20 protein-coding genes and 1 pseudogene are annotated in these 25567 nt (G+C 71.9%); 10 read left to right on the top strand and 11 right to left on the bottom strand.

Going from position 1 to position 25567, the window contains the following annotated elements; all coding sequences use genetic code 11:
* The first annotated feature begins 75 nt into the window (after nt 1-75).
* A complete protein-coding gene (locus AB0A61_RS13495) occupies nt 76-2013 on the top strand; it encodes a collagenase (protein WP_361290908.1) in 1938 nt (645 codons plus the stop codon).
* A 42-nt stretch (nt 2014-2055) separates the two neighbouring features.
* Here the strand turns inward: AB0A61_RS13495 and AB0A61_RS13490 are convergent, their stop codons facing one another.
* From AB0A61_RS13490 to AB0A61_RS13465, 6 genes are all read right to left on the bottom strand, one after another.
* Nucleotides 2056-3135, bottom strand: coding sequence for a PP2C family protein-serine/threonine phosphatase (locus AB0A61_RS13490; RefSeq protein WP_361290905.1), 1080 nt, complete (start codon nt 3133-3135; stop codon nt 2056-2058).
* 377 nt (nt 3136-3512) lie between these two features.
* On the bottom strand, nt 3513-4454 hold the full coding sequence (locus AB0A61_RS13485) for a LysR family transcriptional regulator (protein WP_361290902.1): 942 nt from the start codon (nt 4452-4454) through the stop codon (nt 3513-3515).
* 70 nt (nt 4455-4524) lie between these two features.
* Entirely contained in the window at nt 4525-6324 is a 1800-nt protein-coding gene (locus AB0A61_RS13480) for an FUSC family protein (protein ID WP_361290899.1), read from the bottom strand.
* Between the two features lie 571 nt (nt 6325-6895).
* Entirely contained in the window at nt 6896-7738 is an 843-nt protein-coding gene (locus tag AB0A61_RS13475; protein ID WP_361290897.1) for a cytochrome c oxidase assembly protein, read from the bottom strand.
* A 17-nt stretch (nt 7739-7755) separates the two neighbouring features.
* Complete coding sequence (locus tag AB0A61_RS13470) at nt 7756-8316, bottom strand: DUF2243 domain-containing protein (protein ID WP_361290894.1); 561 nt, start codon at nt 8314-8316, stop codon at nt 7756-7758.
* Between the two features lie 221 nt (nt 8317-8537).
* The gene (locus AB0A61_RS13465) at nt 8538-9686 is read right to left on the bottom strand and encodes a PP2C family protein-serine/threonine phosphatase (RefSeq protein WP_361290891.1); all 1149 of its coding nucleotides are present in this window, start codon (nt 9684-9686) and stop codon (nt 8538-8540) included.
* Between the two features lie 435 nt (nt 9687-10121).
* On the opposite strand from AB0A61_RS13465, the gene AB0A61_RS13460 reads away from it, so the two are divergent.
* The 5 genes from AB0A61_RS13460 to AB0A61_RS13440 all read left to right on the top strand — a co-directional run bounded on the left by AB0A61_RS13460 (nt 10122) and on the right by AB0A61_RS13440 (nt 14004).
* On the top strand, nt 10122-11030 hold the full coding sequence (locus tag AB0A61_RS13460) for a serine hydrolase (RefSeq protein ID WP_361290888.1): 909 nt from the start codon (nt 10122-10124) through the stop codon (nt 11028-11030).
* Nucleotides 11031-11163: 133 nt separating this feature from the next.
* Nucleotides 11164-11823 carry a beta-glucanase gene (locus AB0A61_RS13455; RefSeq protein ID WP_361290885.1) on the top strand — a complete coding sequence of 220 codons (660 nt, stop codon included), beginning with the start codon at nt 11164-11166 and terminating at the stop codon, nt 11821-11823.
* Nucleotides 11824-12119: 296 nt separating this feature from the next.
* Nucleotides 12120-12332 carry a hypothetical protein gene (locus tag AB0A61_RS13450; RefSeq protein ID WP_361290882.1) on the top strand — a complete coding sequence of 71 codons (213 nt, stop codon included), beginning with the start codon at nt 12120-12122 and terminating at the stop codon, nt 12330-12332.
* Nucleotides 12333-12462: 130 nt separating this feature from the next.
* Nucleotides 12463-13308 (top strand): RNA polymerase sigma factor SigF, encoded by an 846-nt coding sequence (locus AB0A61_RS13445; protein ID WP_361290879.1) that lies wholly within the window; start codon nt 12463-12465, stop codon nt 13306-13308.
* Between the two features lie 261 nt (nt 13309-13569).
* Entirely contained in the window at nt 13570-14004 is a 435-nt protein-coding gene (locus AB0A61_RS13440; protein WP_361290876.1) for a hypothetical protein, read from the top strand.
* A gap of 117 nt (nt 14005-14121) precedes the next feature.
* Here the strand turns inward: AB0A61_RS13440 and AB0A61_RS13435 are convergent, their stop codons facing one another.
* The 3 genes from AB0A61_RS13435 to AB0A61_RS13425 all read right to left on the bottom strand — a co-directional run bounded on the left by AB0A61_RS13435 (nt 14122) and on the right by AB0A61_RS13425 (nt 21085).
* Complete coding sequence (locus AB0A61_RS13435) at nt 14122-16902, bottom strand: SpoIIE family protein phosphatase (RefSeq protein ID WP_361290874.1); 2781 nt, start codon at nt 16900-16902, stop codon at nt 14122-14124.
* A 119-nt stretch (nt 16903-17021) separates the two neighbouring features.
* Nucleotides 17022-19445, bottom strand: coding sequence for a SpoIIE family protein phosphatase (locus AB0A61_RS13430; RefSeq protein WP_361290871.1), 2424 nt, complete (start codon nt 19443-19445; stop codon nt 17022-17024).
* A gap of 818 nt (nt 19446-20263) precedes the next feature.
* Nucleotides 20264-21085 (bottom strand): NAD(P)H-binding protein, encoded by an 822-nt coding sequence (locus AB0A61_RS13425; protein WP_361290868.1) that lies wholly within the window; start codon nt 21083-21085, stop codon nt 20264-20266.
* Nucleotides 21086-21353: 268 nt separating this feature from the next.
* Here AB0A61_RS13425 and AB0A61_RS13420 point away from each other — a divergent pair, with 268 nt between their 5' ends.
* Both AB0A61_RS13420 and AB0A61_RS13415 read left to right on the top strand, forming a co-directional pair.
* Nucleotides 21354-21821, top strand: a complete 468-nt coding sequence (locus tag AB0A61_RS13420; RefSeq protein ID WP_361290865.1) for a MarR family transcriptional regulator — start codon at nt 21354-21356, stop codon at nt 21819-21821.
* A 107-nt stretch (nt 21822-21928) separates the two neighbouring features.
* Nucleotides 21929-22669, top strand: coding sequence for a hypothetical protein (locus AB0A61_RS13415; protein ID WP_361290862.1), 741 nt, complete (start codon nt 21929-21931; stop codon nt 22667-22669).
* A gap of 612 nt (nt 22670-23281) precedes the next feature.
* Here the strand turns inward: AB0A61_RS13415 and AB0A61_RS13410 are convergent.
* The gene (locus AB0A61_RS13410) at nt 23282-23611 is read right to left on the bottom strand and encodes a hypothetical protein (RefSeq protein ID WP_361290859.1); all 330 of its coding nucleotides are present in this window, start codon (nt 23609-23611) and stop codon (nt 23282-23284) included.
* A gap of 126 nt (nt 23612-23737) precedes the next feature.
* Nucleotides 23738-24532 (bottom strand): polysaccharide deacetylase family protein, encoded by a 795-nt coding sequence (locus tag AB0A61_RS13405; protein ID WP_361290856.1) that lies wholly within the window; start codon nt 24530-24532, stop codon nt 23738-23740.
* A gap of 260 nt (nt 24533-24792) precedes the next feature.
* On the opposite strand from AB0A61_RS13405, the gene AB0A61_RS13400 reads away from it, so the two are divergent.
* On the top strand, nt 24793-25140 hold the full coding sequence (locus AB0A61_RS13400; RefSeq protein ID WP_361290853.1) for a DUF1330 domain-containing protein: 348 nt from the start codon (nt 24793-24795) through the stop codon (nt 25138-25140).
* A 95-nt stretch (nt 25141-25235) separates the two neighbouring features.
* Nucleotides 25236-25472 (top strand): annotated as a pseudogene (locus AB0A61_RS13395) (class I SAM-dependent methyltransferase); the annotation flags it as partial.
* Nucleotides 25473-25567 lie beyond the last annotated feature (95 nt).

The raw sequence follows: 25567 nt of genomic DNA, 5'->3' as shown, positions 1-25567 counted from the left end.
CCGGGAGCCGTTGAGACAGTGCCTCTCACGCCTCACCACCCCTTCCGAGGCGCATCCATCCGCGAAGGAGTCCAGATGCGCTACCGCTTCACGCTGCCTGGATGCCTGGTCGGCGCGCTCGTCGCGGGCGCGGCGCTCACCTGCGCCCCCGCGGCACCGGCACTCGCCGCACCTGCGCAGCGTCCCGCCACCGGGACCGTGACCGGACCACTCGGCACCCGGTCGCCCGTACCCCCGACCGGGTCGACCGTCGGGGCGCCGGACCGGACCGCCGTCCAGCGACACCGCCTGACCCCCGCCGAACTCCCGCCCCTGAGGCCGACGACCGCACCGGACCGCCGGCCTGCCGCGGGCCGGCCGAAGAAGGCCGACTGCACTCCCGCCGCCTTCGGCAGCCGGACCGGGTCGGCCCTCGTCCGCCTCGTCAGAGCCTCCACCACGGACTGCGTCAACACCCTGTTCTCCGTCACCGGCACGGACGCCCGCCGGGTGTTCCGCCAGTCCCAGATGGTCACCGTCGCCCGGGCGTTCACCGCCGCGGCCCGCGGATACCGCGGCGACAACACCGACAGCATCTGGCAGCTGGTCCTCTTCCTGCGCGCCGGCTACTACGTGCAGTACAACGACCCCACCGACGTCGGCCCCTACGGCGCGCCCCTGGAGGACGCCACCACGGCGGGCCTGGACGCCTTCTTCGCCCGCCCGCACGCGCAGGACGTGACCTCCGCGAACGGCGACGTGCTGGGCGACGTCGTCATCCTCACCGACAGCGCCGACCAGCAGGCCCGCTACCTGCCGGTCTATCAGCAGCTGCTCGACGGCTACGACAGCAGCTACGACGACGTCGCCAGCATGCTGGCGGCCGTGAACGACGTCTACACACCCCTGTGGCGGGGCAACTGGAACCCGGACTACGTCGACGCGGTCACGGACGACCCGGACATCCTGGGCACCCTCCAGTCCTTCGCGCTCGGCCACCTCGACCTGCTCGGCACCGACCGTGCCTACCTGGACTCCAACGCGGGAATGGATCTGGCCCGGCACGTCGAGCATCCCGCTCTGCAGGCCACGGTCCGGCCACTGATCGACGAGGTGCTGAACGCGTCCGCCATCACCGGCCCGACCGCCGCACTGTGGGTCGCGGTGGCGTCCCAGGCCGACTCCTACGACCGGGCGAACTGTTCGTACTACGACATCTGCAACCTCGCCGACCGGCTGATCGCGGCCGCCCTGCCGGTCACGCGCTCCTGCGACCCGGCGCACGACATACGGGCCCAGGCGCTCACCCCCGAAGAGCTCGACGCCGTGTGCCGGAGCATCCTCGGACAGGACCCGTACGTCCATGCCCTGGTGCAGGACAACGGCCCGGTGCCCGGCCAGTACGTGTCGACCGTACGGCTCGTGGTGTTCGCCGACCGCACCGCCTACCAGACGTACGCCGGGGCGATCTTCGGCGTGAGCACGGACAACGGCGGCATCACCATGGAAGGGAATCCGAGCGACCCCCACAACCAGCCGGTCTCGATCATGTACCAGAAGAACTACGACGACGGGTTCACGGCCCGCGTGTGGAACCTGAACCACGAGTACACACACTTCCTCGACGCCCGCGACGACATGAAGGGCGACTTCACCCAGCAGACGACCGTCCCGGACATCTGGTGGATCGAGGGCCTGGCCGAGTACGCCTCCTACGGCTACCGCGGCCTCACCGACGACCAGGCCGTCACGGAGGCGGCCAAGCACACCTACACGCTGAGCACACTCTTCGAGAACACCTACGCCAACAGCGATGTGACGCGCACCTACCCGTGGGGGTACCTGGCGGTGCGCTACATGTTCGAACACCACCCGGCGGACATCCAGCACATGCTGGCCCGCTTCCGGGTCGGTGACTACACGGGCGGCTACGCCGTCTACCACTCCGGCATCGGCACCCGTTACGACGCCGACTTCGACCGGTGGCTCACCGACTGCGCCGCCGGTGCCTGCTCCCGGCCGGCCAGGACCTGACGCCGCGAGTCCCGGGGAGGGTGCACTCGCCGGGCACCCACCTCAGGGGTGAGCCCCACCGGGAAGGCGGTGGGCGGCGAGGGCGGCGATGTCGTCGTTGAGTTGCCCGCCGCTGTAGGCGAGCAGGTCTTCGTGCAGGTGAGCCAGCAGGTCGCGGGGAGAGAGCGTGGCCCAGGGTCGGATGCGCTCGGTGAGCGGATAGAAGGCGCCGGTGCGGTCACGTGTCTCGGTGACGCCGTCGGTGTACAGCAGCAGTTGGTCTCCGGGGCGGAAGGGTTCGACATCCACGTGGTAGGAGTCCCCCACCAGCATGCCGAGGTTGATGGGGGGCGAGGGATCGGACGCGTGCAGCTCGGTGACCGTCCCGCGGGTGATGAGCAGGGGCGGTGGGTGGCCGCAGTTGACGATGCGGACCACGTGCTCGTCGTCGGGCACCTCGGCGAACACCGCGGTGATGAAGCCCTCCGTCACTTCGCCGCCCTGCAACTGCTGTGCTCGGCGGCTCATGCTTCGCTCCACCCGGTGCGCCAGTTCGGTCAGTTCGGGCTCGTCGTGGGCGGCCTCGCGGAAGGCGCCGAGCAGCGTCGCGGCCGTCTCCACGGCGACCAGGCCCTTGCCGCGCACGTCTCCGACGAGCAGACGGACTCCGTACGCCGTGGGCATCGCCTCGTACAGGTCGCCGCCGATGCAGGCCTCCGCGGCGGCGGACAGGTACAGCGTCTCCAGGGAGACCTGCCCGAGGCGGCGGGGCACTGGCCGCAGCAGCACGCGCTGCGCGGTCTCGGCCACGGTCCGGACGGTGGCCAGGGTGCGTTCGCGGCGGACCCGGTGCGCCGCCAGGATCGTGCCGAGGGTGCCGACCAGGGCCGTGGACAAGTAGGCCGCCACGTAGTGACGGTCCCACAGGTACCCCACGGCCCGTCCCGCACAGCAGGGAGTGCCGGCCAGTACGCCCTGGAGCACGAGGGCGAACACGGCGACGGCGGCGACGAAGCCGGGGCCGTGGGCGAAGGCGGCGACCAGGGGCAACGCGACGAGCAGGAAACTCACCGGCCACTGCACCGGAGTGATCGGTTCGACAGCCAGCAAGACGGCGACGTACAGGGCAGGCAGCCAGCGCATCCAGGCGGGCGCAACCGGAAGCTCTTGCGCCGGGCTCGGTGACGGAGCCCCGGCCGCCCCCGCTGCCTTGCGGCGCCCGGGCCGCCTCACCGCTCGCTCCGCGGGCACCCCGGGCGCGGCAGGGGAAGCCCGGGCCGGCCGGGGGAGCGCACAAGGGCGCGGCCCGGGTCCGGACGACGGTCCTCGCGGAAACACTCACGTGGCCTGTGCACAAGAACTCCCGGCGGGCTTGATCAAGACACCAGCCTGATGCGGTTCGCCACGACGGGCTGACCATTGCTCCAGGTAAGGGCATGTCAGATGTGGGCGGCCCGGCCTGCCGTGCCGCGGCCGCCGCCCCGCCCAGAGGAGGCGACGAGAACCGCGCTCGACGTGCCTCAGCCGCCGTCCTCCTGCGGTCGGGCGGTGGTCGTGCCGCCCCGGGCCGGATCCTGGCCGGTCATCGCCTCGAGGGCGTGGTCGATGAACCTCTGGGGGGCCGGCGGCAGGGTGCGGCCCGACAGCCAGGCGATGCCGATGTCGCGGGCGCCGTGCACGTCGGTGATCTCCAGGTAGCGGATCGGGACGTCCCGGGTCGCCGCGGCGTCGGGCGAGGACGGGATGAGGGAGACACCCAGGCCGGCCGCCACCAGGCCGCGCAACGTGTGCACCTCCTCGCCCTCGAAGCCGATGCGCGGGGTGAAGCCCGCCCGGTGGCACAGGGTGTCGGTGAGACTGCGCAGCCCGTAACCGGGCTTGAGCAGGATGAAGGGCTCCTCGGCGACCTCGGCCAGGCGCACCTGGCGGCGCTGGGCCAGGCGGTGCTGCGGGGGAACGGCGAGCCACAGGGGTTCGACCAGGAGCCGCCGCCAGGTGATCGACGGATGGCCGGGGTCGTCGCTGGTGATGATCAGATCCGCGGTGGCGTCGAGGAGGTGCTGGACGAGGCCGTTCTCCTCGTGCTGATGCAGCTCGAACCGGACCTGGGGGAAGGCCCGCCGGAAGCCGGTGACGAGTCTGGGCACCAGCCAGGTGCCCAGGGTGTGCAGGAAGGCCAGCGACACCAGGCCCGCCTCCGGGTCGACGACCTCGGCGACGGCCCGCCGGCCCCGGTCGTAACTCTCGAGCACGGCATCGACGTGCTCCTTGAACACCCGCCCCGCCGGAGTCAGCCGCAGCACGCGGCCGGCCCGCTGCAGGAGTTCCGCGCCCACTTCGTCCTGAAGCCGGCTGAGCGCCCGGGACAGCGCGGGCTGGGTGATGTGCGCCTCCGCGGCGGCCTCGGTCACGGTCAGCCCCTCGGCCACGGCCTGGAAGGAACGCAGTACCTGCAGATCCATCTCGCCCACTCTCCCACTGCTTCGGACCCCGGCCGTCAGGAAGCCCGTCAACAAGCCCGTCACAAGCCCGTCAAGAAGCAGGGTGCACGAACCGCGCGCCGTTGGTCAGGGACCGCGCGGCCACGGCGTCGCAGAGCTGCTCGCCCTCGGTGATCGCGTGCTCCCAGTCCGGCAGCCTGCGGCCCGGGCGGCCCGGCTCGCCGTGGGCATGGGCGGCGGCCAGCCGCGCCGCGGCGAGCCGGCCGTAGGCGGCGCGGCGCAGCGCGTGCCGCTGAGCCGGCGCGGCGCCCGGGGCCAGGTCGCGGTAGCGGTGGGCGGCCGCCAGGGCCGCTTCGGTCTGCGCGGCGGCCCGCCCGGCGGCCGAGTCGGGCCACAGCGCGAAGTGCGCGACGAGGACGATCGCGGCGGCCAGGGCGGTGTCGAGGATGCGCGCCGTGTACAGCGCGCGGTGGTCGCCGAGCATGTCGAGGAGTACGAACACGATCGCGGTCAGAGCCAACGTCGCCAGTGCGTAGTGATGACGTACGCCCACGGCCATCAGGGCGCCGAAGGCCGCCACGGCGCCGATGAGGGCGTAGGTGTCGGTGGTCAGCAGCGTCACCGCGCCGATGGCGGCGACGCCGACGACCGTGCCGACGCAGCGGTGCACGGCCCGCCGGAAGACCGGCCCGAAGTCGGGCTTGTAGACGAAGGCCACGGTCATGGGCAGCCAGTAGCCGCGCGGGCCGTGCAGCACCTCGGCGCCAAGCTGCGCCACCAGGACGCAGGCCGCCAGGAGCACGGCGTACCGCAGGTGGGTGGCCCGGGCCTGGCAGAACGCGTCCCGCAGTCCGGTCGCCCGTTCGTGCCGCGGCCGGAGCGGGAGGTGCAGCGCCGTGTCGTTGCCGCGTTCGCCGTCGGTTGCCGCGTACAGCTCGGCGAGCGCCCTCAGGCCCGGAGAGCTCGCCCAGGAATCGGCCATCGGCAGGGTCTGCGCCCGGTCCGGGGCCGCAGCGGCATCCGCACCGTCCGGTGCCGGAAGCAGACGCGCGGCCATCAGCAGGGGTACGCGCGTCACCGACGCGGGAAGCGGGCGCGCCTCCCACACCAACGCCGACGCCGCCTCACCCAGCCGGACGGCCATGTGGAAGGCGGCGTGCAGCGCCCGCTCCTCGGGATCCGCCCGGCCGCCGGGCGCCGGACGGCGGTCCATCACCTGCTGCGCGTGGTCGAGCGCGGCGGTGAGCCACCGCCGTGCGTCCTTTGCGACCGGCGTACCGGCGGCCGACAGGGCCCCGGAGGCGGCCCGGTACACGGCGAGGACCGCGGCCCGCTCGATCTGGTGGCGTCGCCACAGCCAGGGAGTCGCCGACAGCACGACGACCAGACCCACCCCGGCGAGCAGCGCCAGGGGGGCCTGCCACCACGGCCCCGGCACGGGGATGCCACTGCCGATCGTGGCGCCGAGCACGACATGCATCCCGGACACGGAGGCGACCGGGCCGCGCAGGCTGACCGAACCGGCGACCAGGGCGGCGGCGACCAGACAGACCGTCACCGCCGCCGGCTGCCCGCTGCGCAGCGCGAGTTCGCCGGCGAGCAGGCCGACGGCGGCGGCCAGGCCCATGCAGACCATCCGTCGCAGGCGCAGCCGGTAGGGGTCGGAGCCGTCCTGGCTCACTCCCCACAGAGCGCCGATCGCCGCGATCACCGCCGGGACCACCGCACCGGTCCGCACGCCGACGAGCAGCGGCAGTGCGAGCGCCGCGGCGCCCCGCGCCGCCGCCGCGAGCGGCAGCGGGGTCAGGGGGGTGCGGAGGACGCGCCGCAGCCGTGACGGCAGGACGTCGCGCACTGTGTGCGGCCGTCGGGCGCGGGCTGCCGTGGTCATACGGGCGGTGTCCCTTCCAGTGCCGGGGTGGCGGATCCAGTGCCGGGGTGGCGGACTCGGGTTCCCGGGCCGGGCGCCTCAGGGCTGCTTCAAGAGTGGGTCACCTGCACACATGCGTCCAATGCCTGTGTGATGCAAGATCCATTCATTTCAGTCATGAAAGCGGCTGACGTGGGGATTCCGCGGCGCACAGGTCGGGCAGATCGCACTGCTGTGACGAGCACCGCAGCCGGGCCGGCGGGCTCAGCGGACGGCGCCGCCGGAGCGGGGAACGCCTCTCCGTGCGTTGTTGTAGAGGCGCAGGAGGTGCTTGGCCACCGCGCACGGCACGGTGTCCACGTGACACTGCCGGCACGTTCGCATGTGGTGTTCGTAGTCGGCACACGCTTGCTGAAGGGCATCGCCCTGGGACGACATCGCGGTCCTCGCATCGGGGTGTGGAGAGCAGGTGGGGAAAGCATGCGGAGCGCTCAACTTGGCTGTAAGGAGCACCTAAAGAAAGTTGATCATGTTACTGCCGGTAGTGGAAAGCTCGCGCATGACACATGTTCATCGGCGGAGTGTCACGGGTTCACCGGGGCAGTGCCGCGCCCGTTTCCGGCTGCCCGGACAGTGGCACCCCGTCCCTGCGGCGCTCCGGCCGCCAGGTGGTCACCAGGGCTGCGGCCAGCAGCAGTTCGGCGATGTCCCCGCCGTAGTACATGATCTCCGCACCCTGCTGCACCTGGTCGACCGGCACGTGGAGGTCGACGAGGAATCCGCCGTACATGGCCTGCGCGACCAGCGCGTGTACGGCCACGGCCGCCCCCAGGTACACCAGGCGGGCCCGCACCCCCGGGCGGCCGGGCGCGGGATCGGGCCCGGCGACCGCGTGGGCGAACAGGCAGCCGGAGGCGAGGAAGTGGGCGTGCAGCAGCCAGTGGCCCCACGGATGCCGCATGGACGCGTCGAAGAGCGGCGTGAAGTACAGCAGCCCGAGGCTGCCCGTGCTCAGCAGCAGGGCGACGGCCGGATGGGCCGGTATCCGCGCCCACCGGCCGCTGACCACCTTGATCACCTGACGGGCCCGGGCCGGCGGCAGGGCGCGCAGCAGCAGGGTGACCGGCGCCGACAACACCAGCGCGAGGGGCGCGTACATGCCGATCAACAGGTGCTGGATCATGTGCGCCCGGAAGTCGGTGTGTGCGGCGGTGGCCACGGGTGGCAGCAGCGCGAGGGCCAGCAGGGCCAGCCCGGCCGGGAAGGAGGCCGACCGCAAGCGGCTCCAGCCCTGGGCGGGGTTGCGCCGCAGAGCGCGTCGGACGAGCAGCAGATGGCCCACGCCGGCGCCCAGCAGGACGAGTGCGGTCACTCCCGCGCCCAGCAGCGCGCCGCCGGCCGCGGCGTGGTCGTGCATCGGGTGTCCGTCGTGCATCGGGTGTCCGTCGTGCATCAGGCGGTGTCCCGGGCACGCGCGGCACCGGCGGAGGAGGCCGTGTCGACGGGCCGGCCGCTGCGCTGCCACAGGTGGCCGCCGGCCAGCAGAAGCCCGCCGAGGACCAGGAACCCGGCGTCCCACCAGGCCTGGTGCGGGCCGCCGCGCACATGATGAATGCCCAGGATCTGGTGGTCCAGGATCCCCTCGACCAGGTTGAACAGGCCCCACCCGGCCAGGATCCACCCCCACAGCACCCGCGAGGCCCACACCGCTCTGCGGTTGTCCACGACCCGTGAGTACAGGATGCCCAGGCCCACGATCACCGCCACCCAGCACACCGCGTGGAAGACACCGTCCCACACGGTGTTCATCTCCAGCCCGGAGACGGTGTGCGGGTCGTAGTACTTCACGCCGATGTGGTCGTGGTTGGTGCTGGAGAGCATGTGATGCCAGCGCAGCAGCTGGTGCAGCAGGATGCCGTCGACGAACCCGCCCAGCCCCACACCGAGCACGATCCCCGGCAGCCGAATGCTGCTGGACGCCGGGACGGGACGCGCTGTGCCTGTGGCGGTCATCGTGCACTCCCTCTCGTCAACGGGGGACGAGCCCGCGCAGCAGGGCCGCCACGGGTCGCCCGGGTCGGATCCACCGGTCACCCAACCACCGTCCGGCCCGCACCCGTGCGCACCTAAACGGCCAAACCGTCGCGACCGCGGGGAGGAGGAGCCGGGATGCATCGGTTTCGGCCGTCTGCGCAGTGCCGGGGTGGCACTCGGATCCGGCCGGCCGGTGGTTCTCAGTCCGGGGCTCCGGAGGAGGAGCGTCTGCGCAGGACCAGTACCGCCGTGTCGTCGCTCGGCGTGCCCGCCGTGTGCTGGTGGAGCTCGCGGTAGAGGGTCGCGGGAATGTCGCCGGCCGGCACATGACTCCACGCGGCGACGCGCTGCTCCAGGGGGTAGAAGGCGCCCGAGGGGGCCCGGGCCTCCGTGACACCGTCCGTGTACAGCAGCAGCGTGCTGCCGTACGGGAACTCGAACCACTCGACGGTGCGCGGCTCGGCGGCGAGGGTGTCCAGGCCCAGCGGGACGCACGGCTCCGCGCGCAGCACCGGACCACGGCGCTCGCCCTGGTCGCCGTGCAGGAGCAGGGGCGGCACATGGCCGCAGTTGATCGCCTGCACGTCCCGGTCGGACCCGACGCCGAGGACGAGTGCCGTCACGAAGCGCTCGCGTTCGCCCACCTGGGAGGCGAAGGAGTTGTGCCGCAGGACCGCCTCCTCCAGGGCGTCGACGACGGCGGTGAGGGTGGGCTCGGCGATGGCCGCCTCGCGGAAGGCGCTCAGCACGGCGAAGGCCGCGCTGATGGCGGACAGGCCCTTGCCCTGGACGTCGCCGATGAAGACACGGCTGCCGTACGGCGAGGTGACGACCTCGTAGACGTCGCCTCCCACCCGGCTGTCCTCCTCGACGGGCTGGTACAGGCCGTGCACCAGCAGCTGGTCGGTCACCAGCGGGAAGGGCCGCAGCAACTGCCGCTGCAGGGCGGCCGCGGCCGAACGCAGCCGGGCGATCTCCCCTTCCCGGTGGATGCGCTGGGCCGCCCTGGCGATGCCAAGGCCGTTGAACACCAGCGCGAACACGACCACGGCGACATTGGCCCCCACCGTGCCCATCGGGGTGTCGAGCAGTGATCCGACGATGACGAGCGTCACCCACACGGAGGCCACCGTCGTCTGCCGAACAGTGCCACGCCCGGCGATCAGGGCGGGCAGGACGATCAGAAAGGGAGCCAGTCTGGTCTCCCGGCCGAGGACGACGCCGGTCACCGCCAGCACCACCGTGGTGCCGATGAGCCAGCACAGCACGACGGGCCACGAGAGGGAGGCCACGGGCACGCCGCGGGAGCCGACCGCACGCCGGTCGCCCGGTCCTCTCCTGCGCACCATGTCCGTCGCTCCGTGAGCCGTCGGGCGTCTCGCCGCCCGTGGACGCCGTGAACGCCCCGCCTCCCAATATCGGGGCCGCCGCATGTGCCCGCGACGCGTGCAACCGATGTGTCGCGGCGGTCCTGTTCTTCAGCGCCTTTCTCATCAAGCGGCGCACATCTCGGCCAACCACACCTTCACCTCGGCCAACCTCATGCGCCTCGGGCTCGCCATGCACCCTGCTCGCCCTGCACGCGCTGCACGTCGCGGGCGTGGTGAGCGGTCGGCCGGTGCGCGGCCGCAGACGCTGAGGGTGTGAAGGGACAGCTTGTGGTTTTCCCCACAAAACGGGCCGAAAGCGCCCTGTGGTGACAGCCGTCACCCCGTGGGACGGGTGCTTTTGCCTATGTTCGTACGCACCCCGCCCACAGGAACTGCCGAGAGGCCCGCCCCACCATGCCCAACCGACTCTTCTCCCCGCCGCGCCCGCACACCAGGGAGCGACGCCGGGGCCGACGCACGGCCGCCTGGGCCGGCGTGCTGGTGGCGTCGGTGACGGCGCTCGGCTCGGCCGGCACCCTCGCGGCAGCCTCACCGGCGAGCGCGGCCACGTCAGCCGCACGGGCGGGCGCCGCACCGGCGGGGGACCCCGCACCGGCGCACCCCCAGGGCAAGCCGCGTGTGACGGCCGCGGTGCTCGGCCTGGACGACACCGGCGGCCAGCCCAAGGTGTACGGGGACGACACCCCGTACGACACCGCGAGCATCATCAAGGTCGACATCCTCGCGACGACGCTGCTCCAGGCCCAGGACGCGGGACGGCAGCTCACCGCCCAGGAGCGCACCCGGGCGGACGCGATGATCCGGCGCAGCGACAACGCGTCGGCCGACGCCCTGTGGCGGAGCATCGGCCGGGCTCCGGGGCTGGAGGCGGCCAACAAGCGGCTGGGGCTCACCTCGACGAAGGGCGGGCCCGGCCCCAAATGGGGACTGACCCGGACGACGGCGAGTGACCAGATCCGCCTGCTGCGCGCGGTGTTCGACACCAATGCGGCGGCACGGGGCGGTGCCAGGGCCCTGACCGGGGATTCCCGCTCCTACGTCCGGATCCTGATGGCCCGCATCACGAGCGAGCAGTCGTGGGGCGTCTCGGCGGCCGCGCGATCGGGCTGGGCGCTGAAGAACGGCTGGCTGCAGCGGAACACCACGGGTCTGTGGGACGTCAACAGCGTCGGGCGGATCACGGTGGACGGACGGCGTTACGTGGTCGCGGTCCTCTCGGAGGGCAACAGCTCGATGAGCGAGGGCATCTCACGCGTGGAGCGGGCGGCCCGCACGGCCGTGGCGTCGGCGTCCGGCCGCTGACGGCGTCGTTCACCCGGTCGGGTGGACCCTGCCGTCGCAGGCCGCTTCGCCGCATGACCTCGGGCACCGCGGGCAGAACAGCACCGCGCAATCGCAGCACCGCGCAACCGCACCGGACGTGGAGGTGCCCGCCGTGACCGATGCCGTCCTCGTGGCCGACTTCTCCTCGGCCCGGCAATGGGTGGCGGGGCGCTCCTGGGCGTATCCGGACGGCGGCCCGGTCAACCCGGACGACGACAAACTGGACCATCTGGTGCCGGACCCCGGCCACTGCCGCGACGGTATTTTCCGCGCCACCCGCCGGGACGACGGCCTGTGGGACACGGGACTGCTGACCACCGAGGGAAGCGGGGAGGGCTTCGTCGTCCGCACGGGCGACGTCCTGCGCACCCGGGTCCGGCTGCCCACCGAGACGGGGGCCTGGCCGGCGATCTGGACCTGGCGCGACGGCGACCAGGAGATCGACGTGTTCGAGTACCACCCCGACAACCCCGACCTGCTGGAGTTCTCCAACCACGTCGGCGGTGGCCATCTCGACCACCGGGACGCGGCCGTATGCCCGGGCGGCTGGATCGACCTGAAGGTGAGGTTCGGTGCGGACGACGTCGTATGGTCGCTCAACGGGCGACCGGTGTTCGCGGACCACCGTGGGGTCGGCGACGACTGGTACGCGTACCTCATCGTCAACCTGTCCGTGTGCGCGGGCCGTTACCACCCCCCGCCGGATCCGCAGACCACGCGGATGTCCTTCGAAGTGACGCACCTCGTCGTGCACCGCCCCGGCGGCGGCTGACGCGAGAGCGGAAGTGCAAGAGGTGGGGCATGTCAGTCCATGACCCGGGCAGCGCCCGAACGGGATCGTGTCGTGCGGCAAGGACGCCGCACCGCACCCCGGCAGCAAGGAGCACCCGCGCGACTCTTCCGCAGAACAGGCGGCGCCGCTGTCGCGGCCCTCGTCCTGATCCTGGCCGGTGCCGCGCAGCCAACGGCGTCGGCCGCCTCCTCACCGGACGGCACGTACGTGGATCGACCCGGACACCGGCGACTGGTACGGCCTGGTGCGCAACGAGTTCACCCCGCAGCCCTTCGGTGACGGCCCAAGCCTTCCGCCTCGTCAACCGCTACAGCGGCCTGACACTTGCCCTGTCCGCGGACCCCCACCGCCGTGCCGAGACCACCCCGGCGCGCAGCTGGACGGACTCCAGCGGCGGCCCTGTCGGTGGGGCACGCCGCGCCGCCGAACAGACCCTGTCCCTGATCCCGGCCGGCAGCGCCGAGGGGCAGCACCCCGCCGCCCACTGACCCGGACGCGAGAGGGTGAACCCGGACATCGAGAAGAGGGGGGAGTGCCCGCCGGAAACGGGGGTAACCGCACTCTCGTCGGCACCTGGAGGACCGGCACCACGGTTGGACGACGCGGGAGGGAAACCTGATGACGGCGCTCACGAGGGCGAAGGCGGAAGTGGGAACGGCCCGGCTGCCGGACGTCGCCGACCCGTCCAGGGTCGCCCCGCGGGACGCCCGCGAGCTGTCGAAGCTGTTCTTCGACCAGTTGACGGTGCTGGAGGAGGGCACGCCCGAGTACCAGTACGCGCGCAACACGCTGATCGAGATGAACATGTCCCTGGTCCGCTTCGCCGCGGCCCGGTTCCGCAGCCGGGGGCCGGAGGAGATGGAGGACATCGTCCAGGTCGGCATGATCGGTCTGATCAAGGCCATCGACCGGTTCGAGCTGTCCCGCGAGGTGGAGTTCACCTCCTTCGCGGTGCCGTACATCGTCGGCGAGATCAAGCGGTTCTTCCGCGACACCTCCTGGGCCGTGCACGTTCCGCGGCGCCTGCAGGAGGCCCGCGTGCAGCTCGCCCGCGCCACGGAGGAACTCGGCAGCCGCCTGGGGCGCACCCCGACGGTCAAGGAGCTGGCGGAGCTGATGTGCCTGTCCGAGGAGGAGGTCGTCGAGGCCCGGCTGGCCTCCAACGGCTACAACTCCTCCTCCCTGGACGCCACCATCGGCAACAGCGAGGACGGCGAGACCGTGCTGGCCGACTTCATCGGCGCGGACGACGCGGCGCTGGAGCTGGTGGAGGACTTCCACGCCCTGGCCCCACTGATCGCCGACCTCGACGAGCGGGACCGGCAGATCATCCACTGGCGGTTCGTCGACGAACTCACCCAGGCCCAGATCGGGGAACGCCTCGGGGTCTCCCAGATGCACGTCTCCCGTCTGCTCTCGCGCACGCTCAAGCGCCTGCGCGCGGGCATGCTCACCACCCACTGACACATCCGCGGACGCGCACGGGACCGGAGCGGCACGCACGGCGTGCCGCTCCGGCGTCGTTTCCGGCGCAGTCCTGAATCCGGCCGGCGGCGAATTCCGCGGCGGCGCGGCTTCTTTGCATGGGTTTCGGCCGAGCATTCGGTCCGGTCCGGGTGGGGCTGGCGCAATTGCGTCAATTCGCTTGAAGCGTGGGAGGAGTCGATCTCCCTGTGCTTTATTTGTCGCGCTTCGACGGTTCAGTTCAATTGAAAGGAAAACGTTGTGCGCACATTCCTGACCGGGGTGATCGCGATGACCGCGGCGGCGGGTCTGAGCCTGGTGGCGGCACCCGCTGCCTCGGCACTCCCGGAGGGAGCCTACGGATGCTCGGGCAATGAAATCGGCACGTATGCCATCAAGGACACGGACGGCAGTACCTGGGGCACGCTGCACCTGTACTACTCGAGCGCCGACGGCGGCACCAACTGTCTGGTCAACGTCGCCAAGAAGTACTACGGCCAGCGACACATGATCGAGGTCACCATCAAGCAGGGCGACCGCGGCGACTCCGACCGCAACCACTTCTACTACGAGTACGCCGGTCCGGTCCATCTGAACAGGATGAACGGCAAGTGCGTCACCGTCAGCGGCTGGGTGACGGCCCCCAACAACGGCAAGGCCGTGGGCGACCAGTGGACCAACGTCCACTGCTCCTGAGCGCATTGCTCCTCGCCCGCTGCTCGTGAACGCCGGTGTCCGGCCGGGGTCCTGACCTGAGGAGCACTCATCCTCGGGCCCAGGCGGCCTCGGTGTCCGGCTCGCCGCGGTCCGCCGTCACCAGGCCATCGCGTCGAGCAGTGCCGCCGGGTCCAGGTCCCCAATGCCGCCCAGCGTCTGCTCCGCCCAGATCACCTTCCCGCTCGCCACGTATCGCGTGCCCCACCGGTCCGCGAACTGCGACACCAGGAACAGGCCGCGGCCGCCTTCGTCGGTGGCGGCCGCGCGCCGCAGCCGGGGCGAGGTGTTGCTGCCGTCCGACACCTCACAGATCAGGGAGCGACCCAGCAGCATCCTGACCCGTATGGGCGGCGCACCGTACCGGATCGCGTTGGTGAGGAGCTCACTGACGATCAGTTCCGTCACGAATGCCACCTCCTCCAGCCCCCACTCGGCGACCGTGCGGCCGGCGTCCGTCCGCACCCGGGAGATCGCCATCACGTCGAACGGCACGTCCCAGGTCGCGACCCGGGACGGGTCGAGCAGCCGGGTCCGGGCGACGAGCAGCGCCACGTCGTCGATCGGATGCTCCGGCAGCATCCTCTCCATCACGGCCCGGCACGTCTCCTCCGGTGTCTGGCCGGCGAGGGCCACGGCCGAACGCAGCATCGCCAGGCCCTCGTCGACGTCGCGTCCGCGATCCTCGATCAGGCCATCGGTGAACAGGACCAGCCGACTGCCCTCCGGCAGGTCCAAGTCGGTCGCCTCGAACGGATGACCGCCCACGCCCAGTGGCGGCGACAGCGGCGGATCCGGGAAGGTCACCCGGCCCGTGGGATCCACGACGGCCGGTGCGACATGCCCCGCGCGGGACAGCGTGCAGCGTCCGCCGACCGGATCGTAGACGGCGTACAGGCAGGTTGCCCCGGTGACCTCTGCGCGTTCGCCGTCCGCGCTCGCTGTCTGGGTGTCCAGACGCATCACCATCTCGTCAAGATGCCCGAGCAGTTCGTCCGGCGGCAGGTCCAGGGACGAGAAGTTCAGCACCGCCGTGCGCAGCCGCCCCATGGTCACGGCCGCGTGCAGGCCGTGCCCCACCACGTCGCCGACCACCAGCGCCACCCGGAAACCGGACAGCGGGATGACGTCGAACCAGTCGCCGCCCACGCCCGACCGCGCCGGCAGATAGCGCCACGCCACCTCCAGCGCGTCCTGCTCCGGAAGATCCCGGGGCAGCAGACTGCGCTGCAGCGTCACGGCCATCGCGTGCTCGCGGGAGTAGCGACGCGCGTTGTCGATCGCGACGGCCGCCCGGGCCGCCAGCTCCTCGGCGACCGCGACGTCCTCCTCCTCGTACCGCGCAGAGCCCGCCTCCCGCCAGAAGTTGACCATGCCGAGCACCACACCGCGCGCCCGCAGCGGCACCGCGATCAGCGAATGAATGCCGTAGTCGAGCACCTCTCGCGCGCCCTGGGGATCCTGCGCCCGCCAGTCCTGGGCGGCATGCAGGTCCGGCACCAGGACGGCCCGGCCGCGGCGCAGTGCCGCGACCATCGGTGTGTCGGCCACCACGAACTGGATCAGATCGCCCACCGGCTGCAGAGGAGTGCCGCCCCGCGCCCCGTGCAGCGCGGTGCGCCGCATCCGGTTCACCGCACCCGTGGGCTCCTCGCCGCGCAGCACGGCGTCGAGCAGCTCCACGGTGACGACGTCCGCCATCCGCGGGACCGCCACCTCGGCGAGCTCCTCCGCCGTACGGCGAACGTCGAGCGTCGTGCCGATCCGCACGCCCGCCTCGTACAGGAGTGTCAGGCGCCCCCGGGCCACCTCCGCGCGGCCGGCCAGGGCCTGCAGCTCCGTGGTGTCGCGGAGGCTGGCCACCAGGCCGGGCGCGCCGCCGTACGGCATGGTGCGCCGGGTGCTCACCGCCAGCAGCCGCTCCCCGGCCGGGAGCACCGCGTCGGACACGACCTCGTCCGACGCCAGGATCCGCGTCAGCTCGGGCCCCAGCCCCAGCTCGGTGACGTGCCGCCGGTCGGCGTCCTCCGGGAGGTCCAGCAGCCGGCGTGCCTCGTCGTTGGCGAGCAGGACCCGACCGTCGCCGGCGATGATCAGCACGCCCTCTCGCACCGCGTGCAGCACCGCGTCGTGGTGCTCGTACATCCGGGTCATCTCCGCCGGACCCAGACCGTGGGTCTGCCGACGCAGCCGTCGGCTGACCAGGGCCGTGCCCGCGGTGGCGAGCGCGAGCGCCAGCGCCGCCGACCCCAGGGCCACCGGGATCTGCCAGTCCAGCATGTGTCCCACGGTCTCGATCTGCAGCCCGGCGGAGACCATGCCGACCACGCGCCGGCTGCGGTCCACCACGGGCACCACCGCGCGCACCACGTCGGTGGGCGCACCGTGGAACGTCTCGGTGAACGCCTCACCCGCGGCGGCCCGGCCGACACCCTGCGCCTTGGTGCCGATCAGCTTGGCATCCGGATCGGTGATCCGCACCCCGTTGCCGTCCAGAACGCTGATGAAGTCGACGCCCGCACCCTGCTGTGCCCGCTGCGCCGCGGGCCCCAGCAGCGCCCCCGGATTCGGCGACCGCAGCGCGGCCGACGTCCCGGGCGCGTGCGCGAAGGCCTCGGCGGCGGCCAGTGAGCGGTTGCTCGCGTTCTGGACGGCGTCGTGCCGCTCCTGCAGTACGAGGGCGCCGGCGGCCGCCACGACGAGCACCAGCACGATGACGACCTGCAGCAGGAAGACCTGCGCGGACAGCGAACGCAGGCTCAGCGACGGCGCTAGGCGTCGTCCGGGCGAGCGCCGACCCGGACGAGACGGATCACCTGACCGCCGGTCGCCGAGCGACGGCGCCGCTCCCGTCCGGGACCGGCGGGAACGTCCGATCATGCCCCCAGTACAGCACTGCGATTCCGCTGCGGGCGACCGGTGTGTCCGCAGGGTCGGCATCACGAAAGGTCGGACGGGGCGTGCGCCGGCCGTGGCCGCGCGGCGTCGGGCGGGGGCGGTCAGTGGCGGCGGGGCAGTGACAGTTCCGTCCAGATCGTCTTCCCGGACGAGGTGTAGCGGGTGCCCCAGCGCTGCGCCACCTGAGCGACCAGGAAGAGGCCCCGTCCGCCCTCGTCCGTGCTGAGCGCGCGCCGCAGGTGCGGGGAGGTGTTGCTGGCGTCGGAGACCTCGCAGATCAGGGTGCGCTCATGGATGAGGCGGACGGTGATCGGGTCGCACGCGTGCCTGATGGCATTGGTCACCAGTTCACTGACGATCAGCTCCGTGGTGAAGGCCAGTTCCTCCAGCCCCCACAGGGACAGTTGCCGGCTGGCGTTGTTGCGTGCCACCCGCACGGCCGACGGGTCGGCGGGCACGTTCCAGGAGGCCACGTAGTCGGAGCTCAGGACGTGCGTGCGCGCGATGAGGAAGGCGACGTCGTCGCGCGGGCGGTCCGGAAGCAGGGTTCGGACCATGATGTTGCAGATCTCGTCGAGCGGCCGGTCGGGGTGGGCCAGCGTGAAGCACAGCCGCTCCATGCCGACGTCCACGTCCCGGTCGGATGCCTCGATCAGCCCATCGGTGTAGAGGGCGATGATGCTCCCCTCCTCAACCGGGATCTCGGCGGACTCGAACGGCAGACCCCCGAGCCCGAGCGGCGGACCGGCGGGGATGTCGGGGAACTCGACGGGCTCCCTGAGGTGGGCGATCGCGGGAGTGGGGTGCCCTGCGCGCGCCACGACGATCTTCCGGTCGATCGGGTCGTAGACGGCGTACACGCAGGTCGCCCCCATCACCGCGGTGCTCTGGGCGGACGCCTCGTCCTCGGCCAGGCGTACGACCAGGTCGTCCACGTGGGTCAGCAGTTCGTCCGGGGGCAGATCCAGGTCGGCCAGCGTCTGCACGGCGGTTCGCAGCCGCCCCATGCTGGCCGCGGCGTGCAGCCCGTGGCCGACGACGTCGCCCACGACGAGCGCCACCCTGGCGCCCGACAGCGGGATCACGTCGAACCAGTCTCCGCCGACCCCTGATTCGGCGTCGGCAGGCAGGTAGCGGTAGGCGACCTCCACCGCGTTCACGTGCGGCAGGTCGACCGGCAGCAGGCTCGTCTGCAGGGTGAGCGCCGCCTGGTGCTCCCGGGCGAAGCGCCTGGCGTTGTCGACGCAGACGGCGGCCCGCGCCACCAGTTCCTCGACCAGCAGTTCGTCGTCCTGGCCGAACGGGTCGGGGTTCTTCCAGCGCAGCAGGGTGACCACACCCATGGTGATGCCGCGGGCCCGGAGCGCCACCACCAGTTCGGCGTGCACGCCGAGCCGGGTCAGCTTGGTCCACCGCAAGGGGTCGTCGGCGAGCCAGGGAGTGGAAGGGACGACGATTTCGCGGATGGTCCGGCCCGTGGCCAGGCACCGGGCCTGCGGCGACCGCGTCGGATACCGAGTGGGTGCGCCGATGTCGACGACCACCTCCGGGTGGTCCTCCTGGATGGACAGGTGGGCCGCCCGGAGCAGTGCCGCGCCCGCCTGTGCCGCCGCCGCGGTCGGTCCCGCCGCCTGAGCGGTGTCCAGGAGGTCGACCGACACAAAGTCGGCGACCTGCGGAACGACGACCTCCGCCAGTTCCTGCACGGTACGGTCCAGATCCAGCGTCGTCCCGATGTGTTCGCTTGCCGCGTTCAGCACGGCAAGCCGCTCGCGCGCCGGATCCTGGCCGGTGGCATCGAGAGCGGCGAGACAGATCCCCAGCGTCTTGCCCGCGGTGTCGCGCAGGGGGAAGAAGGAGCGCAGCCGAACACGCCCTCGGCTCTCGGCGGCATGCACCGCCCCGCGATCCGGGGCCTGCTCCAGGGTCACCTGAGACTCCCCGGTGATCAGTACGTGCCGGGCCTGGCGTGTCACCACGGGTGACGTCTCAGGGACGTCCGCGAGAGCGGGGACGGAGTTGCCGGTGCTCGCGGCACGGCCCTCCATGTCGGCGAGCACGCGGTTCACCCAGCGGTACCGCAGCTCGGTGTCCAGTACCCCGACGCCCACGGGCGAGTGCTCCAGGAGGCCCTGCGCGACGGCCTCGAACACCTCGCGCCGCCGACAGGCCCCGGCGTCACAGGCCACGAGGAGCCAGCCGCCGCTCCCACCCCCGGCCTGCAGCGGACACGCCCGCAACGCCAGCTCGACCGGGTGGCCCGCACGGTGCCGGGCGGTCACGGCACCCTCCCAGCCTCGGTCGAGGCGATGCAACCGTGTGCCGGCGGCCTTCCGGTCGGTACCTGTGACCAGGGCCTCCGCCGGCAGCCCCACCGCCTCACGGGCCGGGTAGCCGAGCAGGTCCTGGGCTCCTTGGCTCCAGTGGACGATCAGTCCCTGGGCATCCACGACCGTGACCGCCGTGGCCGTGATGTCGAACGGATCGGCATGGTCTGCACTGCGCACCGCACCGCTGACGCCCATGCGTTCATCCCATCCAGGGCAGGAATCCCGTCGGCCCAATTCTCGCATTCGCCGCGGCGTCCGGCGCCTGGTGTTCGAGCAGCCGCCCGGCCGCGGAGGCGGCCCCGCCCGAGGGAACGGGCGGCCCCGCCGTAGTTCCTGCCCCGTCCCAGCCTCGTGCGATCCTCATCCCGGGGCAACCCGGTAGCCGGGTCGGCCCGGGGTCCCTCACCGGCGGGGACCCGCCGGTGTCCCGGGACGGCGAGGCGCTGCCTCTCGTTGCGGGCGCCTCGGGCGGCAGGCACGCCGAGCGTCGACCGGCCCTTCTGCGGGCTGCGGCGGCACGGCACCCGTCACCCGAATGGCCTGCGCCCGTTTCGCCCTCGGGGCTTGCGTGAGTTGTCCTGGGGTGAGAAAGGCGTCCACCTCAGGGAGGCCGGTCATGTACGAGATGTGCGTAGGCCCGGAGAAGCCGGGGGCATCGTTGGTGTGGCACGTGGTGGCCAAGCAAGGGGGCGCCACCTTGTGCGGGCAGCGCATCGCCGAGCGCGTCGACTCGGCCCGCGCGCAGCGGGCGGGTCACTGCGGTCGCTGTATGTCCGCGTTCGCGAAGCTGGTGACAGCCGTCCCATCTGCCACGTCGCGGTGAGAGGTTGCGGCGCCGCCAGGAGCGCAAGGCCTGCCGGGCGCTCCATGCGAACCCCGCCCCTGCGTATGAGGGGCGGGGTTCATTTTGTTCCCGGGAGTCCGCGGGGAGAGTGCTTCACCTCACCGGTGACGACAGGTCACCGGTGCGGGCCGCCCGACCGGCGTCCCCCACGGCGAGCGGAGATCCGCGGTCAGCCACGGAAATCGTCGGCGTGGTCACGGGCCCAGGTGGCGAAGGTACGCGCGGGGCGGCCCGTCAGCTCCTGCACGGCCCGGGTGAGTTCGACGGGTGAGCCGTCGTTCGACTGCCACCAGTCCAGCAGCGAGTCGGCGAAGCCGGCCGGGATGTACTCGGCCGTCTCCTGCTTCCACTCCTCGCGAGTGACCTGCCGCAGGGGGACGGACCGGCCGATCGCCCGGCTCAGGATGCCGATCTGCTCGGCGAAGGTGAGGGACTCCGGGCCGGTGAGGGTGTACGGGCGTCCGCCCCGATGGGGGTCCGTGATCACGGAGAGGGCGGCCTCGGCGACGTCGGCCTCGTGTATCGGGTCGCTGTGGGACCCCGGGAAGGGCAGGCTGATGGGTCGGTCCGTCCGTATGTTCCCGCTCCACGCCAGTGCGTTGCCCGCGAACGAACCCGGGCGCAGGCAGGTCGAGTACAGGCCGGAGGCGTTCAGCGCCTCCTCCACGTCCAGGTGGGACGCGGCCAGAGGGCTGTCCTTGGCGTCCGGGGCGAGGACTGCCGAGGAGGACAGCAGCACCACGTGCTCGACTCCGGCGGCCTGGGCCTCCTCGGCGAACGCCCTGATCCCGGACCGCTCGGCGTACAGGAAGACGGAGGTCACCCCCTTGAGCGCGGCGGCGAAGGTGGAGGGGTCGGTCAGGTCGCAGTGGACGGTGTCCGGGTCCCCGGGACGGCTGGAGCCCGTGCGGACGGCCAGCCCGCGTTCGCGCAGCAGTCGTACAAGTGTCCGGGCGACTGCGCCACGGCTCCCGGTGACGAGAACGGTCATCTCGGAAAATCCTTCCAGTTGGCTCTTGGCTCTTGGCTCTTGGCTCTTGGGCCTTGGGTCTTGGCTCTTGGGCCTTGGGTCTTGCGTCTTGTGGTTGGCCCTCGTCTTGGGGCCGCGACGCGGCACGGGCCCCCAGCGGCCGCGGCGCGGCTGTTGCCTCACGGCGGGCCGGATAGGATGCGAAGACGACGCAGATACTTCGCCCCGCAGAATCTGTGTGACAAAGTATATGCGTCGCGAAGATAACTTTGAGGCTTGGAGGTGCCGGGTGTCAATCCGGGCGGAGTTGCTCGCGCGTGTCGTGGGGGAGAGCCAGCGGCACTACGCCGCCTACACCCTGTTCAACCAGGCGCTGGCCGACCGGGTCGGGCTGCATCCCACCGACGTGCAGTGCATCGCGCTGCTCGACCTGGAACCGGGGCCGGTGACGACCGGGGAGATCGCCCGGCTCACCGGGCTGGCGTCCGGCTCCGCGTCCCGGCTGGTCGACCGCCTGGAGAAGGCGGGCTTCGTGGAGCGGCGGCCCGATCCGGCCGATCGCCGCCGGGCTCTGGTCGCCCTCGTCCCCGACGCGGCGGCGCGCATGGCCGAGGCATGGGAGACACCGGGCAAGGCGTTCGGCACGATGCTCGACCGCTACACCGACGAGCAGCTGGAGATCATCGCCGACTACCTCGCCGCGGCTGCCGAGGTGGGCCGCGAGCAGGCCCGGCGGCTCACCGGCCGGCCGTCGTAGCGCCGGCCGCGTACCGCCCCGGCAGTCCGGATGATCCGGAGCCTCAGCCGCTGACGCCCGGCGGGTCCCCCGTCACCCATCTCCTCGCCCCACGTCACACTTGTTCCGTGAACGAAGAGTTCAGGGCTCTGCATGAGCGACTCGCGCGACTGGAGACCATGCTCTCCGCGGCTCAGGAGAGGGCGGCCGAGCCCGCCTGGCGGCGACCCACCCGCGACGAGTCGCGCTGGGGCGTCACCGCGGCGGTGCTCGCCGCGGTCGCCCTGCAACTGCTGCTCCCCAACCGGCTCACCTTCCAGCCGGCCTGGCTGCTGCCCGCGCTGGAGTTGCTTCTGCTGGCCGTGCTGTTCCCGACCCGCCGGGCCCGGACGAGACGGACGACCTCGTTGCTGCGCGGCGGCGGGTTGACGCTGGCCGCCATGGTCAGCCTGGCCAACGGCTGGTCGGCGGTCCTGCTGATCCGCGGACTGGTGCGGGGAGTCGAGGGGAACGACGCCGGAAGGCTGCTGATGACGGCGGCCGCCATCTGGCTGACGAACGTGATCGTCTTCGCCCTGTGGTACTGGGAGTGGGACAGAGGCGGACCCGCGGCCCGTGCGGAGGGCCGTAAGGACCACCCCGACTTCCTCTTCCCGCAGATGCAGAGCAAGGAGCTGGCGCCGGCCGAATGGGAACCGGCCTTCGCCGACTACCTGTACGTGTCCTTCACCAATGCGACGGCCTTCAGCCCCACGGACACCATGCCCCTGTCCCGCTGGGCCAAGCTGCTCATGAGCCTTCAGGCGTCGATCTCCCTGCTCATCCTGGCCCTGGTCGTGGCGCGATCGGTGAACATCTTCCGCGGCTGAGCCACGGCCCCCACGCAGTCGGCGGACGAGCAACGGATTTGCCCAGCCGGACACGCCGCCCACGAAACGGGTCTGCGCGGGGGCTCCTCCGCCCCGTCCGGACGGCGCGTACGAGCCGCTCGTCGATGGCCGGCCGGTCGGCACCCTCCTCGACGGCCGTAAAGCTCTACGGTGAGGCCGACACCGCCGAACTGCCGTTGCCGCCCCAGCTCCACCCGGACGCCGCCACCCACCCACCGCCGCATCGGTGAACGCCTTGACCGTGTTGGTGTCGCGCGCCCGGGCGACGACGACCAGGCGATGAACGACCTGCTCACCGAGATCACGCCGTACGTCGCCCGGGTGTGCCGTCCGATCGCGGGCGGCAACGGCTCCGACGCCGTCCAGGAAGCGCTTGGCAGCGACCCACTCCCTTCCGGTCGGCACGGTCCGCTCCCGCCTGTACCGCGCCCGGCGCCGCTTCCAGGGGGTCTGGCAGCCACACACGGCATGCAGGCCCTTCGCGGCCCGGCCCCGCGGTGCCGCGAGCAGGGGCGGGCCGGCGCGCGCAGCGGGAACAGGCGGGACGGGCGGGACCGCGGGACTCGTGGGACAGGCGGGACCGGCCCTGAGTCAGGCCCCCAAGGCGTGGACCATGTTGACGATGGCCGTCATCTGGTGGGCACTCTTCACCGCGTAGTCGGAGCCGTCGTAACCGAACCGGTCCCAGCAGCCCTGCGGGTTGACGGGCCACACACCGGAGACGGCCTGCGGGTAGAGGGCGACCAGGTTGTTGGTGTCGGCGTAGGCGTCGAGATTGCCCTTCTCGGCGAAGGCGGTGCCGAGGAGTTGCTGCGCCCCTGCTCGGCGAGAACCCTCCGCAGGACGTGGCCGACAGCATGCACGCGGCGTGGGTGTCCTTCGCCGCCACCGGCGACCCGGGCCGGCCCGCCTACCGCGCACACGACCGCGCCGTCCGTGTCTTCGGCGGGCCGACGGCCCCAGTCATCACCCATGCCCCACGCGACGGCCTCCGGGCCCTGTGGGAGGGCCTGCGCTGACGCGTGCCCGGGCGGTCCCGGGGTGGATTCAGCGCACGGGGAAGCCGAAGGAGTACCCCCGCTGCTTCAGCCACGGCAGGACCTCGCGCAGGGCGGCCACGGTCTGGGAGCGGTCCCCGCCCGCGTCGTGGAACAGGACGGTCGGGCCGTTGGAGATCTCCCTCTCGACCGTGGCGACGATGGCGTGGGTGCCGGGACGCTCGAAGTCCTTGGAGTCGACGTTCCAGCCGAGCGGCCGCATTCCCCGGGAGGCGGCGAGGTGGCGGCTGTACGGGGTGAAGGCGCCGCCGGGGGCCCGGTAGTACAGCGGCCGGACGCCCCCCGACGCCTCGGTGATCATGCGTTCGGCGTCGAGGATCTGCTGCGACTGGTAGCTCTGGGACTTGGTGTCCATGGCGGTGTCGTGGGACACCGTGTGGTCGCACAGCCGGTGTCCGGCGGCCACGACCGCCTTGACCAGTTCCGGGTGGGCCTTGGCCTGCGTACCCACCATGCAGAACGTGGCCTTCACACCGTAGTCCTTGAGCACCTGCAGCACCCGGGGCGTCCAGACCGGGTCCGGTCCGTCGTCGATGGTGATGTTGACGCCGCGGGGGCCGCGGTCCGAGGCGTGGGCGATGTCCACGGACACCGGCGTTCCCGCGGGGCCTTGCGCACCACCGTTCGGCGACGACGGGTTCGCGGAGACGCTCGCCTGCGCCTGCGGCTCCTGGACGGAATCGGCCTGCGCGGTCCACACCGAGGTGGCGGCGGCCACCGCGGTCACCCCGAGCGCCGCCGCGAGGACCCGGCCGTGCCATCCCCGTCCGCCATGCCGCACCATGTCTGCCCCGTTCCTTGCCGTCTGTGGAGGTCGTGTGTACTCGTCAGGACGGTGGAAAGGCGGCGAGGGATCCCTCTGTTACCGATCACGGACAATTCCGGGGGGATTTGGCGACAGGTCAGAGGACCAGGGGCGGCTCGGCGGCTCACTCCGACCCCGGTGGTGCAGTGGGGTCGCTTACCTGTCAGGTCATCGACCCGGATCGAATCCGCGTGCCACGATCGTCCGCGTACCGAGCCCGGCCGAACCGGAAGGACATCATGCCCGCGTACGCCATAGCCCATTTGCAAGAGGCCACCCCGCACCCGGAGATCGCCGAGTACATCGAGCGCATCACCGCCACCTTCGAGCCCTACGGCGGCCGTTTCCTCGTGCACGCCACGCAGCACGAGGTGAGGGAGGGCAGTTGGCCGGGGCACGTCGTGGTGATCTGCTTCCCGGGCATCGGCGAGGCGCGGGCCTGGTGGGACTCACCCGCGTACCAGGAGATCGCACCGCTGCGCTCCCGGCACATCGAGGGCGACATCATCCTGGTCGAAGGCGTCCCCGAGGACTACGACCCCACCACCACCGCCAAGGCGCTACGGGAGGCCCTGCCCGCAGACTGACGGCCGGGGGAACCCGGTACGCCCCAACGGGCCTGGTCCTGGGACTCGTTGGGGCATCGCGGGGTGTTGTCGGCACCCACCGCTATGTTCGCCGTGTGACTGAGCCCTCCTACCTCGCCGCGGTCCGGGAGTCGTACGACACCGTCGCCGCCGACTACGCGGAACGCGTCCCCGCGCCCGCCGGCCTGGACCCGTTGTCGCGCGCGGTGCTGGCGGCCTTCGCCGACCTGGTGCGGGCCGCCGGCCCGAGGGCGGTCGCGGACGTGGGGTGCGGGCCCGGCAAGGTGACGGCACACCTGGCCGGACTGGGCGTGCCCGCATTCGGTGTAGACCAACGCCAGTGCGTTAAGGATGTGTGCGCCCTGTCAAGAGGGCGGGACCTCTGGTAGTTCGCATGGTGTCGAAGCCATTGCGAGTGCCCCGGAGG

It is taken from the genome of Streptomyces sp. NPDC046197, assembly GCF_040646295.1.
Classification (GTDB): domain Bacteria; phylum Actinomycetota; class Actinomycetes; order Streptomycetales; family Streptomycetaceae; genus Streptomyces.
This window is presented reverse-complemented; position numbering and strand designations above follow the sequence as displayed.